The sequence below is a fragment of the Mucilaginibacter limnophilus genome (assembly GCF_004005815.1).
In the GTDB taxonomy this organism is placed as follows: domain Bacteria; phylum Bacteroidota; class Bacteroidia; order Sphingobacteriales; family Sphingobacteriaceae; genus Mucilaginibacter; species Mucilaginibacter limnophilus.
Genome location: NZ_SACK01000002.1, coordinates 52,130 through 65,607 on the forward strand (window position 1 = coordinate 52,130; position 13,478 = coordinate 65,607).

Here is a 13,478-nt window from a genome sequence, read left to right on the forward strand (position 1 = left end):
CTATCGTTCGAAATGACAGGGGAGTATATCAAATCAATTTATTTTCCCGTGCGGTTTTTATCGCATCGGCGCGCGAGTTTACATCAAGCTTTACATAGATGTTTTTAACATGGCTACGCACGGTTTCAGGATCGATAAAGAGTTCACGGGCTATTTGTGTTCGGTTTTTGCCGTCACGTATCATTTCCAATATCTGGGTCTCGCGTTTTGACAAGGGCGATTCCTGGTTCTTTTGAAACGACCGGATCACCAGTTTGGCAATGTTGATGCTCATTGGCCCGCCGCCATCTTTTACTTCTTTTATTGATTCGATGATACGCGCCGATGGTGTGTTTTTGGTAAGATATCCTGATGCGCCGTTTGACAGGGCATTAAATATCTGTTTTTCTGATTCATATACTGTGAGGATCAGTATATAGGCCTGCGGCACCAGTTTTTTTAATTTCGGAATGGCATCAATACCGTTGGTGCCGGGCAGTTCGATATCCAGCAATATTACTTCCGGTTTATCCAAAGCTATTTTGCGTGCAGCATCTTCATACGAACTGTAAGCGCTTACTACTTCATAACCTTCTGTTTCGCCAATTAAAAATGAATAACCGTGCCTTATGGTCTCATCATCCTCAATAATACTTACTTTAATATTGCGTGTGTTCATGCCGGCTGCGTTTTAGTAGTTATATTGAATTTGAGCGTTACCTCGGTTCCCTTGTCAGGAGACGATACGAAATTTAAGCCGCCGCCGATACGCCCGGCGCGCGTTTTAACATTTTTTAGTCCGTGCCCGCGTGATGTTTCTTTAGATTCAAAACCCTTGCCATCGTCCGTAAGGCTGATATGCACCTCGTTTTTTTCAAGCTTGCCTACTTTTAATACCACCAGGTCGGCATCGGCATGTTTTAGCACATTGTTCAAAAGCTCCTTAAATATCATGGTGATATTGCGGTTATACTCCATTGACAGCTTAACCTGCTTAAACTCATCGCTAACACCTTCGTGCTTAAAGGTGATCTCGGTATCTCTGAACAGTTCGACGCCTATTTCTTCAATATGTTTCAGCGTTTCGTATAAATTATCGCTTTTGGGGTCGAGCGCCCAAAGGATATCACGTGTGCCATTGTAAAGCGATGCCGCGTTCTGCCTGATCTGCTCTACCAATTGCTTTTGCTCAGGCTTTTCAATTTTAACATTCAGCATTTCAGACAGCACTGTAATGCGTGTGAGTTTATTCCCAAGGTCGTCATGAAAGTCTTCTGCCGTTTGCTGGCGAATCTTCAGCTTTTCTTCGCGCTTGATAGCCTCAATGGCTTTTTGCTTTTGTATTTTTTGACGATGCCACAGCGCCTGTGCACCTACCACAAGCCCTATTATAACCCATAACGAAAGCACGATAAACCACGTAGTTTTATAAAAAGGCGGCACTATTTCAAAACTGAAAGTAGCCGTGTTTTTTGATACCGCACCATCCGGACTTAATGCCCGCACCTCGAACGTATATTTACCCGGTGGAAGCGAGGGGTAATCAACCGAGTTATTTTTTACGGGTTGAGAGAATTTATCTTCGAGACCTACAAGGCGGTACTGATAGGTGACGCTGCGTGCATCCCTCAGGTAAATACCCGCAAATGATATCGACAGATGATTACCATCGGCAGGCAACCTGTTATCGGCACTATCACCTGACGGATTAAGCAGGTGGGCCTTTCCATCCCTAAACGAGCGCACATCTTCTATCATTACATACGGCGCTACAGATGTTTGCTGCTTTACATTCGGGTTATAAACGGATAGTCCTTTTGCCGTACCGATATATACCCGGCTGTTATAATATAATGCAGCATTTTGGTTCGATTCAACAACAGGGTATTCGTTCTGGTCGGGTAGAACCTGCCAGCTTTTGCCCTTAAAGATCATCCGGTTCATGCCTCTTCCCGAACCAATCCACACCATGCCTTTATTATCACTTACCAAGCTGTAAACCGTGTTCGAGCGCAGGCCGTTGCGTTCGGTATAGTTATATACTTTATGTGCAAGCTGATTCCAAACAAACACGCCTCTGTCATCAGTAGCGAACAGTATGCCGTTCCGGGTTTTCAGCATACCGAATATGGATGAATGCCTGAGCACTGATAGCTCTTTATAAACAGGCACGTGTTTTTTATTTACAACCAAACTCACACCTTCCTGTGTGCCAAGTAATATTGAATCGCCACCCAATGATAATATCGACGTGACGAACATATTGCTGCCTTCTACATGTTTCAGGCTGTCATTTTCATAATAAAAACAACCCGATGGAGTAGCTATCCATATTGTGCCGTGTTCATCTTCGGCATATGCGATAACCGTATGCTTTTCAGTTCCCTTAATCATTTTAAAGCCCTGGGCATTATACTTCCAGCCGGCTTCTGCACCCACCCATAAATTGCCTTTGCTATCGGTGAATAAGCATTGCACCCTTCCTACAGTACGGCCGTTGTTGTCGGTAAGTCTTGAAAATTTGTTGCCGTCAAGTTGTACCAGTCCGGCTTCCGTACCTAAAATCAGGCGGTTTTGATAACGTGCTAAACCCATTACCACCTGGTTGTCTTTTAACCCGTTGGTTTCATCGTACGTAACGAATGCGTCGCCGCCATATTTGAAAATACCGCTGCCCATTGTAGCCAGCCAAGTATTGCCGCCCGCATCGGTATATATATCAGTTACGGGATTATCGGTAAAGCCGTTAGCTGCTATAAAGTGTAGTGTACGGCCTCCTTTAATGCAATAAACGCCATGCGATGTACCTATCCATAAGTTATTTTCATTATCCTGTTTAAAGCTTAAACAGGTAAACAGGTTATCGCCGAGCTGCTTTGGAAAAACTGGTGTTATTATCCCCTTTTTTGAAACGTAAAGACCTTTAAAAGTAAGCAGGTAAACTGTCTGGCTGTCTTTGCGGTCAAAAGCTATTTTAGTAATATGCGGTGGCATGGCATCAGGCAGCCTGATAAAAGGCCGCCATTTTCCCTGTGTTAATACATAAACACCCTTTTTATATACGGCAGCATACAAATTGCCATCGGTGTGCACGGTTAGGCTGGTTACGTAACCATCTTCAACGCCATTTACTTTCTCAGCTTGTAGTTTAAGGCCTTTTATTTTTAGCAGATGATTATCCATCACGGTCCAGATATTGCCTTCTTTATCCTGCACTATCTGCATTACCCATTTATTTCTCACACTATCGGGCGCACGGAAATTGATCAGTTTATTACCGTCATAGCTTGAAAGCCCTTTATGCGTGCCCAGCCACAGCCGACCCTGTTTATCGGTAAACACCGCATACACCAGGTTACTGTTTAAGCCCGTTGCCTTGGTAAGATTGAAATAATCTTTACCATCAAAACGGCAGGCGCCTCCATAGGTACCTACCCACAGGCGGTGCTGCGCATCCTGACCGATCATTGTCGCCTGCGATTGTATCAGTCCATCCTCAATATCATAATGGGTGAAATTGTATTTTTGCGCAAATAATGGCGCAGCACAAAACAGCACGGCCAATACCGCAAATAGCTTAAACTTTAAAAACAATTGAGGCCTTTTCAACACGTTACACATATATGCTGCTGATACACAGCAAAACAACTTTAAAATACGGCTATTTAAAAATAAAAAAAATCACCCCCTTGGGGTGATTAATACTTTAGATGATGAGAGGCTGCCGGTGTTACATTATTTGCTGGCAACAGGTTGTGTTAGCGCGGCGCTTTTTACGTCACCAAAAAACTTGCATACCTGCGTGATCTTCCACACTTTATCGGCGCTTTTTTCCATTATCACATAATTGCTTTGCAGGCAATCGCCATAAGTAAAATCAACTTTGGCAATTACCATGGCATCGCTGGCGGCAAGTATCTGGTAGTCCGACTGGCAGTTTTGCTGTATGCCGTTTTCTTTACGCATTTGCTCAACCAGCTTTGATTTACCCTGTAGCATTACTTTTTCGCCACGCGGAATTTTGTAGCTGGCGTTTTCGTCAAGTATGCGGTTAAGGTTTTTTGCATCGCCGGTCATGTGGCAGTTAATATAATCGCGGATAAGAGAGTTATATGCAGCTACGTTTTTAGGATCAGGATCATTATTTGCGAACAGGTTTGCAGTGGCTGATAACATAACCAGGCAAAGCAGGATAATCTTAGTTTTCATGGTGTTATTTTTTTATCAAAGTTGGGCACCAAACGCTAGCAGTAATATGCCAATAACACCATTGGTTATAACCCCAAAAGGGGGGATTTTGTGGGTGGGCGGCGGCAGATGGGCGCATGGTTGTCTGAACTGCTGATTTCCTTATGCTTTCCAATAAGTCATCCCAAACTTGTTGCGGGATCTCTCATGACATGCTTACTTTGCAAGTGAGATGCTGAAACAAGTTCAGCATGACCAAGCAGGCGAATTTAAAAAAGTGCGCAAAGGCCCCGCCAGCAAACCGTGGCCGGGTGTTTTGCCTGTGGGCAGGGTAGGTTTTTGCTGGCTTGGCCTTTTCTTTTGGTTCGTTTTCTTTGTGGCTAAGACAAAGAAAATGAACATCCACTGGCTTACATAAGGCACACTGCCATTCCTCACGGAGCACTGAGTTTAAAGAGATTGCCACGCTCGCAATAACAGTTTTTAGCTCTATCCGCCATGCACCCTCCAAATAAATTTTCAATTCATATACTTTCTAAATTGTACTTTTATGTTGCAGCAATGTTACAATGCAGCGTTCAGTAACGACATTTGCCGATATATATCCTGCTCAAAATAAATAATTTATGAATGTTGAAATTTTAGCCCGCATTCAATTTGCCTTTACTATCGCTTTTCATTACATCTATCCGCCGTTAAGTATTGGCCTGGGTTTAATCATGTCAATAATGGAAGGCATGTACCTTAAAACCGGTAAAAAGCTGTACGAGCAGATGACCCGTTTCTTTGTCAGAATATTTGCGTTGATATTCGGAATCGGCGTAGCCACCGGTATTGTTATGGAGTTTGAGTTTGGCACCAACTGGGCGGTGTACTCGCGCTACGTGGGCGATGTGTTTGGGAGCGCATTGGCTGCTGAAGGCATATTCGCTTTCGCGCTTGAATCGGGCTTCCTTGGCATACTGCTTTTCGGTTGGAATAAGGTAAAACCAGGTGTACATTTCTTTTCAACGGTTATGGTTACGCTGGGTTCGATGTTCTCGGCCGTGTGGATAGTTGTAGCCAACTCGTGGCAGCAAACACCGGCGGGTTATCATATTGTAGGTAAAGACATGCACGCCCGTGCAGAGATAACCGATTTCTGGGCCATGGTTTTTAATCCTTCATCAGTTACACGCCTTACGCACGTTTGGATAGGATCATTTTTGGCGGGTGCTTTCCTGGTACTTAGCATCAGTGCATATTATCTGATTAAACAACGGCATATACATTTTGCCCGCGTATCATTTAAAATAGCGTTGGCTGTTGCAACGGTGTTTTCATTATCGCAGCTTTTTGTTGGGCATAAATCAGCCGAAGTGGTGGCCGAATATCAGCCCGCCAAACTTGCCGCGTTAGAGGGACATTATGATGGTACCAAACCTGCTGACATGTTTTTGCTGGGGTATGTTGATCAGGAAGAGAATAAAACAAAAGGCATTGCCATACCCGGCGGTTTAAGTTTTTTAACCAAAGGCGATTTTAATGCGCAGGTAATGGGGCTTAATAACTTTAAGCCTGAGGACCGTCCCGGGGCGGTCAACTTTGTGTTTCAAACATACCACCTGATGGTAGCTATAGGTATGTTCCTGATCGCGCTTACCCTGTATGCATCGTTTCTGTGGTGGCGCGGTACCTTATTTACCAAACGGTGGTTAATGTATGTGTTCGCTTTTTCGGTATTGCTGCCGCAGATTGCTAATCAGGTGGGCTGGTACAGCGCCGAAGTTGGCCGCCAGCCCTGGGTGGTGTACGGCTTGCTGCGCACGTCTGATGCGCTATCGCAAGCGGTAACAGCACAGCATGTGTTGTTTTCGCTAATACTGTTTACTGTGGTTTATATAATATTATTTATTCTGTTTATCTACCTACTGAACAAAAAAATAAAACACGGACCGTATGATAATCATAATATCGATCATAGTCCGCGGCATATTGAAATGTCTGATGCACTCTAATTAATAACTGATGGCTACATTTTTAGGTATTGATTTTCAAACCTGGTGGTTCCTGCTGATAGGGGCTGTATTTACAGGATATATTATACTGGATGGTTTCGACCTTGGCGCGGGTTCGCTGCACCTGTTTTTCAATAAAGAAGAAAGCCGCCGCATCGCGCTAAACGCTATTGGCCCGGTTTGGGATGGTAATGAGGTTTGGATAGTAATAGGCGGCGGGGCGCTGTTCGCCGGCTTCCCTGAAGTGTATGCCACCTTGCTTTCGGCATTTTATATACCATTCATGCTGTTTTTGGTTGCTATAATTTTCAGGGCGATATCTATTGAATTTCGAAGCAAAGAACCTATGAAATGGTGGCGTAAGATGTGGGATGTAAGTTATTCCATTTCCAGCGCGCTGATTGCTTTTTTGCTTGGTGTTATTTTAGGTAATGTAACGCAAGGCATTAATATGGGCGCCGACCACGTATTTCGAGGCAGCTTTACCGAATTTTTAAATCCATACGCACTGCTAACCGGCGTAACAACGCTTGCTTTGCTAATGATGCACGGGGCTATTTACCTCGTAATGAAAACCGAAAACCGTCTGTATGCCAAGCTAACGGTGATGGTGCGCAACACCACCATCTTTTTTGTTATCATGATACTGCTCACCTCGTTTTATACGCTACTGTACCTGCCGCATATGGCGGCAACCATACGCGCGTATCCCGAGCTGTTTTTTGTACCGGTGCTAATGGTACTGGCCATTGCCAATATTACCCGGCAAATCACCAAGCGGAAATACATGGCGGCATTTGTATCATCGGCAGTAACCATAAGCCTGCTGATGGTTTTGGTTGCCATGGAGCTTTACCCTAACATGCTGCTTTCCAAACAATCGGCCGAGTATCATCTAACTGTTTACAACGCGGCATCGTCTCAAAAAACGCTGGGTATTATGCTGATTGTAGCGGCTATAGGCGTGCCGCTGGTGGCTGGTTATACTACCTTTGTGTTCATGACCTTTAAAGGAAAGGTGAAGCTGGATGAGATGAGTTATTAGATTATTGTCATGCTGAGGAACGAAGCATCTATTGGCGAATAGATCCTTCACTATCGTTCAGGATAACAAGCATTAGTTATACACCTTTCAAAAACTCCACAAGTTTCTCCACTGCCTTTGCTCGATGACTAATGCTGTTCTTTTCTTCCATGCTCATTTCAGCAAAAGTGATATCATAACCATCAGGCTGGAAGATGGGATCGTACCCAAAGCCTTGTGTGCCGCTGCGCTCATGACGGATAGTGCCCTCAACTGTACCTTCAAAAAAGTGCTCATCACCTTCCCATAGTAATGAGATAACGGTAATAAACCGGGCCCTGCGGTTTGGTGAACTCTCGAGCTTTTCGAGCACCTTATCAATATTGGCAGCATGGTTTCCATGTGTGCCTGCATATCGTGCAGAATAAACACCCGGTTCGCCATTAAGTGCTTCAATTTCTAGTCCGCTATCGTCGCCAAAGCAGTTAAACTGATATTTATCAAAAATAAAATGGCTTTTTATCGAGGCGTTCTTACGGAAGGTTGTGCCTGTTTCTTCAATATCATCGTGGCAATTGATATCATCAAGGGTAAGCAGTTTAATCTTGTCGCCAATAGCGGCCGACACTTCATCAACCTTGTGGCGGTTGTTGGTAGCAAAAACTAATTCAGGCATAATTAAAACGTCTTAACCTGTTCCCAAAAGGCTTTTTTATTCTCGTTGCTGCTCATCATCTCGGCAAAGCCGTAGGTAAACAAAACAGCTATGTTATTATGCGTTGCATGCCGATTGAAGGGTACCGATAACCCTTTAGCTACGGCATCTTTTCCTAAAACCAACAATTTTTCAGGTTTAAAGTAACTGCATAACACATTTATGTCGGCCAAAGCATATAACGCAAGGTTAACAATGGCCACATCATCAAGGCTTAGCTGCTTGCGGGTTAGCGTACTGGTAAGCGCGGCAAGGTGCGCTTCGTCCATACATTCAATACCCGGGTAGTGCGCAAGCACCAAAAAGCGCTTATTGTTATTCCCCTTATAATTAAAAGAAATAACTTCCGTTTCTATAGCAGCATCAGGTATTTCCGCTATAGCGTCAGCAGGTTTCTTAGGTTTTTCAGCAAATAAATGTTTTTCGGCGTTCAGCAGGTAAACATCATCCTGAAACAGGAAACGGAAGGCAGCCGGATTCTCAACTTTCACTTTAACAATTTTTAACAAAAGTAACCAAACGCTTTAAAGCTTTATGGGCATATTAGCGTAATAATTTCCGTCAGGAATATTTAAATCGGTAATTAACAAATTTTTACCGAAATTCGTGATTTTTTACAGGGATAATGTTCCCTGCATAATTGAGTAAATAAGATACATGAGAAAGATAGGTACAGTAGTTTTAGGTTTACTATTATTTGCAACGGCCGGTTATGCCCAAAAACCAGTAATGGTTGATAAGGTGATAGCAGTGGTAGGCAACAGCCCCATCCTGCAGTCGGACGTTGAATTTCAATATGCCCGTTATCTTGCCGAGGGTAACCCGGCAAACGACCGTTTAAAATGCCAGATAGCCAAAAACCTGGTTAGCCAGAAATTACTGGGCCAGCAAGCGGTTATTGACAGTATCCAGGTTAAGGATGAAGAAGTTGATAACGAAGTTGACCGCCGTATGCGCTCTATGATACAGCGCGCGGGCACCCAGGAGCGTCTTGAAGGATTTCTTGGAAAATCGGTTATCCAATATAAAGATGAGATTCGCCCGGATGTACGTGAACAAATGATAGCCGGGCGCATGCAGGACAAGATCATCGAAAAATTAAATGTTACTCCACAGGAAGTAAAAGAATATTTTGAAAGCATCCCGAAAGACAGTTTGCCTACTTTTAACAAAGAAGTGGAAATAGGCGAGATTGTTTTTCAGCCCAAATTATCAAAAGAGGAAAAAGAGGTTTACAAACAAAAAGCTGAAGAGTTACATTCCCGTGTTAAGAAAGGCGAGGATTTTGCCGCCCTTGCTCGCTTATACTCACAAGACCCCGGCTCGGCGCCTGAAGGCGGCGACCTTGGCTTTGCCGACCGTAATACTTTCGTAAAAGAGTTTTCGGCATATGCCTTCAAACTAAAAGCAGGTGAAATATCTCCCGTATTCGAAACCGACTTTGGTTTCCACTTTTTACAGGTAATTGAGCGCCGCGGCGAGCAGGTGAACGTACGCCACATATTAGTAGTACCCACTACCACGCAAGCCAGCCTTGACAGGGCAAGCCACCTCGCGGACAGCGTTTATACCATTATGCAAAAAAACAAAAGTATTGATTTTTCGAGCGCCGCATCTTACTATTCAGATAATAAAGAAACCAAGTTTAATGGCGGCATGATGCTGAATATGGAAAACGTACAAAGCCGTAGCACATTTATTCCAACTGATAAACTTGATCCGCAAATTGCGCTTGTGGTTGATACAATGAAGGTAGGATCAATTTCAAAGCCGCAGCTGATAACTGAAAAAGATAAAAAGAGCTACAGAATATTCTATCTCAAATCGGTTACTGATGCGCATAAAGCAAGTATTGAAAAGGATTTTCCGAAACTAAAAGAAGCCGCTTATAACAAAAAAGTTGAGCGCACAGTTAGCGAGTGGTTTGAGCGTAAGCGTAAACAAACATACATCCGTATCGATCCTAAATATTCATCATGTGGTGAACTTGCGGGATGGAACACAGTAACTTCTACAACAGCACAGGCAAAACCCTAATTATCTTGTATGCAATACGGTTCAGACGTTGAAGCAGCCGACGCCTTAAGCCAGGCCTATAAAAAACTACGTGCCGAAATAGGCAAGGTGATAATAGGCCAGGACGAGGTAATTAAATACGTACTGGTATCCATTTTCAGCAACGGGCATTGCCTGCTTGTTGGGGTACCCGGCCTTGCCAAAACGCTGCTTGTGCAAACCGTAGCACAGGCGCTGCACCTTGATTTTAAACGCATACAATTTACTCCTGACCTGATGCCCTCTGACATTATAGGCTCGGAAATATTGGGTGAAGACCGTAATTTTAAATTTATTGCCGGGCCGGTGTTTTCAAACATCATCCTGGCTGATGAGATAAACCGTACGCCGCCAAAAACGCAGGCAGCGCTGCTTGAGGCTATGCAGGAAAAAGCGGTAACAGCTGCAGGCGTAACGCACAAATTGTCGCAACCATTTTTTGTACTGGCTACGCAAAACCCTATTGAGCAGGAAGGCACATACCCGTTGCCCGAGGCACAGCTTGACAGGTTTATGTTTAACGTTACGCTGAACTATCCGTCGTTTGCCGAAGAATTACAGGTGGTAAAAAATACTACAGGCACTTTAAAAGGGGATGTAATCCCGGTTTTAAACGCCCAGCAGATCATATACTTTCAGCAGCTTGTACGCAATATTCCTGTTGCTGATAATGTGCTGGAATATGCCGTTAAGCTGGCGGCCAAAACCCGCCCTGAAGGCGAATTTGCTACGCCTGAGATCAAACGTCTGTTGAATTGGGGCGCTGGTCCGCGTGCATCGCAATTTTTGGTACTTGGCGCAAAATGCCATGCGGTTATCAACGGAAAATATTCACCGGATATTGAAGATGTGCAGGCGATAGCCAAACCTATACTAAGCCACCGTATTGTACGCAGCTATCATGCCGAAGCGGAAGGCCTTTCGGCTGATGCTATAATTGAAAAGTTGTTTTAGGTTTTAGTGATTTGTGATCAGAGATTAGTTTAATAAGAAATAAAAAAGGCTGGTAAATATAATTACCAGCCTTTTTTATGTAATGATGACTAATCTCTGATCACCAATCTCTAATATCTGACCATCAATTCTCCACTGCCGAAAATATCTCAAGTATCATATTCCACTTGAAATCTTTGTCGATCTCCCAGATACGTACATAGTTGAAGTTGCTTACAATATTGCCTTTTTTGATACGCGCAGTACCGTGGCTAAAGGCAAGATCATTACTGCCTGCACGACCTGCATTAACAGTTTCGGCAGTGATGAAAATAGCCTGACTTTCAACAAAGCGCATTACCTGATCCTGACCGGTCATCGGCTCAAAGCCGGGGAAGTAAAAGCGGCCTTCAGGACTTAAAAATTCTTTGTAGCTGCCCACTGTACTTTTTAATAAGGCGTTGTTGAATTGCCTGTCTGTAGCCAGAATAATATTCTTTCCTTTAAACGGATCTTTGTTAGGCGCTGCGGCTTTCGAAGCGTCAGGATCTTTTATGTCCTGAATAACCTCTTTTTCAGGTTCAGGATGCTGTATGCCTGCATCAATCAGCAACTTTAGTTTACCCGAAGCGTCGGTACGCCAAACAGATACGTATTGGCCATAAACCTTGTCTTCTTCATTTTTCGAATTTTGGTAAACATATGGCCCAGCAGTAAAAGCCAAATCGCCGTTTGCGGCTATACGGGCTATCTTTGGTTCCCAGGTTAATTTGCCAGGCTGTTTGTCAATAGTGCCATAAAACTGGTTGATGTTAACGGCATTGGGTTTAAATACAATGCCTTCAGGATCGGCAACAGCTAAAAAACCATCTTTAATGCCTTTACGGGCTATAAGTTTTTGAAAGTTTTGTTCCGCATCAATAACCGTTTGTACCTGCGCGGCTTTTTGCGCGAAGGTTACTGATTGGAAAGTGATGAAAGTTAATGCGGCTAATATTGTTTTTTTCATGTGTCGTGATGTATTCGCAGTCTTGCGAACATGTTTTGGTGTTGAATGCTTAACGTGATTTTAAATAAATAATTGTTTACAGCCGCCGTTAAACTTTGCTCCAGGTAGTGCCTTCTTTACTGTCTTTAAGCTGAAAACCTATTTTTTGCAAGCCGTCGCGTATCCTGTCTGATGTTGCGTAATCTTTGTTCCCTTTTGCTTCGTTGCGAAGTTTTACTATAAAATCAAGCACTTTTGGCAGCTCTTCGTTTTCGGTATGCTCATCCTTGAGCCCTAACACATCAATTACAAAAGTGTTCATTAGCTCTTTCAGCAGCTCTATATTTTCAACGTCAAGCTTTAGTTTTCCGGCGTGTACGGAGTTTATAACACGTGATGCTTCAAAAAGTTCGGCAATAAGTACCGGACTGTTAAAATCATCGTTCATTGCCTCATAGCACTTCTGCTTTAAGGCGGCAACATCATATTCATTTGCGCCCGACGCCTTTAATCCGCCCAACAGTCCAAAAGCCGTCATTAACCGCTTAAAGCCTTTCTCTGAAGCTTCCATGGCTTCGTTGCCAAAGTCGAGGGTACTGCGATAATGCGCTTGCAACATAAAGAAACGCACCATCATGGGGCTGTAGCCTTTGTTAAGAATATGGTTGTTGCCGGTGAACAATTCATCAGGTAAAAAGCTGTTGCCTAATGATTTTGACATTTTTTGCCCGTTTACCGTAAGCATATTGGTGTGTACCCAATACTTAGCCGGATTTTTACCGCAGCAGGCTACATTTTGTGCTATCTCATTGGTATGGTGGGTAGGCACAAGGTCTAAACCGCCACCGTGAATATCAAACTGATCGCCAAGGTATTTATGGCTCATGGCCGAGCACTCCAAATGCCATCCCGGAAAGCCAACTCCCCATGGCGAAGGCCATTTCATTAAATGTTCGGGTTTGGCCTTTATCCATAATGCAAAGTCGAGCTTACCATGTTTTTCCTGCTGACCGCCAAGGGTGCGTGTGTTGTTTAAAAGCTCTTCAAGGTTACGCCCGTTAAGCATGCCGTAATCATGTGTAGCATTATATTTCTCTACGTCAAAATATACCGATCCATCAACCTCATAAGCAAAGCCGTTGTCAAGCATCACCTTAACCAGTTCAATCTGCTCAATAATATGGCCTGTAGCAGTAGGTTCAATGCTCGGCGGAAGGTTATTGAATATTTTCATTACCTCACGAAAACCAACCGTGTATTTTTGCACAATTTCCATCGGCTCAAGCCTTGCCAGCTTGGCTTTTTTCGAGATCTTGTCCTCTCCCTCATCTGTATCGCCTTCCAGGTGGCCGGCGTCGGTTACATTACGCACATAACGAACCTTGTAACCTAAATGAGTAAGGTAACGGAATATCAGATCGAACGATATATATGTACGGCAATTGCCTAAGTGAACATCGCTATATACGGTAGGGCCGCAAACATACATACCCACGTGCGGGGCATTAAGCGGCTCAAATTGCTCTTTCTTTCGTGTTAAAGTATTATAAACAAATAAATTTTGTTTCATGTGCGCAAACTTACAAAACCCCCTTAATT

12 protein-coding genes are annotated in these 13,478 nt (G+C 43.7%); 5 read left to right on the forward strand and 7 right to left on the reverse strand.

The features are described from left to right. Positions 1–28: 28 nt before the first annotated feature. The 3 genes from EOD41_RS04545 to EOD41_RS04555 all read right to left on the reverse strand — a co-directional run bounded on the left by EOD41_RS04545 (position 29) and on the right by EOD41_RS04555 (position 4,188). Complete coding sequence (locus tag EOD41_RS04545; protein ID WP_127703616.1) at positions 29–658, reverse strand: response regulator transcription factor; 630 nt, start codon at positions 656–658, stop codon at positions 29–31. Further along, positions 655–3,588 (reverse strand): sensor histidine kinase, encoded by a 2,934-nt coding sequence (locus EOD41_RS04550; protein WP_164849885.1) that lies wholly within the window; start codon positions 3,586–3,588, stop codon positions 655–657. Before EOD41_RS04550 ends, EOD41_RS04545 begins: the two co-directional genes overlap by 4 nt. Before the next feature lie 126 nt (positions 3,589–3,714). After that, positions 3,715–4,188, reverse strand: coding sequence for a nuclear transport factor 2 family protein (locus EOD41_RS04555; protein WP_127703618.1), 474 nt, complete (start codon positions 4,186–4,188; stop codon positions 3,715–3,717). A gap of 211 nt (positions 4,189–4,399) precedes the next feature. On the opposite strand from EOD41_RS04555, the gene EOD41_RS04560 reads away from it, so the two are divergent. The 3 genes from EOD41_RS04560 (at position 4,400) to cydB (ending at position 7,209) form a co-directional block, all read left to right on the forward strand. After that, positions 4,400–4,585, forward strand: a complete 186-nt coding sequence (locus EOD41_RS04560) for a hypothetical protein (protein WP_127703619.1) — start codon at positions 4,400–4,402, stop codon at positions 4,583–4,585. 208 nt (positions 4,586–4,793) lie between these two features. After that, positions 4,794–6,164, forward strand: coding sequence for a cytochrome ubiquinol oxidase subunit I (locus EOD41_RS04565; RefSeq protein WP_127703620.1), 1,371 nt, complete (start codon positions 4,794–4,796; stop codon positions 6,162–6,164). Positions 6,165–6,174: 10 nt separating this feature from the next. Then, positions 6,175–7,209: a cytochrome d ubiquinol oxidase subunit II gene (gene cydB, locus EOD41_RS04570; RefSeq protein ID WP_127703621.1), complete on the forward strand. Its 1,035-nt coding sequence runs from the start codon at positions 6,175–6,177 to the stop codon at positions 7,207–7,209. A gap of 76 nt (positions 7,210–7,285) precedes the next feature. Here the strand turns inward: cydB and EOD41_RS04575 are convergent, their stop codons facing one another. After that, entirely contained in the window at positions 7,286–7,864 is a 579-nt protein-coding gene (locus tag EOD41_RS04575; RefSeq protein ID WP_127703622.1) for a non-canonical purine NTP diphosphatase, read from the reverse strand. A gap of 2 nt (positions 7,865–7,866) precedes the next feature. Then, entirely contained in the window at positions 7,867–8,394 is a 528-nt protein-coding gene (locus EOD41_RS04580) for a hypothetical protein (protein ID WP_127703623.1), read from the reverse strand. Positions 8,395–8,560: 166 nt separating this feature from the next. On the opposite strand from EOD41_RS04580, the gene EOD41_RS04585 reads away from it, so the two are divergent. Beyond that, the gene (locus EOD41_RS04585; RefSeq protein WP_127703624.1) at positions 8,561–9,940 is read left to right on the forward strand and encodes a peptidylprolyl isomerase; all 1,380 of its coding nucleotides are present in this window, start codon (positions 8,561–8,563) and stop codon (positions 9,938–9,940) included. Between the two features lie 9 nt (positions 9,941–9,949). Beyond that, a complete protein-coding gene (locus EOD41_RS04590; RefSeq protein ID WP_127703625.1) occupies positions 9,950–10,912 on the forward strand; it encodes an AAA family ATPase in 963 nt (320 codons plus the stop codon). A gap of 124 nt (positions 10,913–11,036) precedes the next feature. Here EOD41_RS04590 and EOD41_RS04595 read toward each other — a convergent pair whose 3' ends face one another. Together EOD41_RS04595 and cysS are read right to left on the reverse strand one after the other, a co-directional pair. Continuing rightward, complete coding sequence (locus EOD41_RS04595; RefSeq protein ID WP_127703626.1) at positions 11,037–11,900, reverse strand: Cif family virulence factor; 864 nt, start codon at positions 11,898–11,900, stop codon at positions 11,037–11,039. 88 nt (positions 11,901–11,988) lie between these two features. After that, positions 11,989–13,449 carry a cysteine--tRNA ligase gene (gene cysS, locus EOD41_RS04600; RefSeq protein ID WP_127703627.1) on the reverse strand — a complete coding sequence of 487 codons (1,461 nt, stop codon included), beginning with the start codon at positions 13,447–13,449 and terminating at the stop codon, positions 11,989–11,991. Positions 13,450–13,478 lie beyond the last annotated feature (29 nt).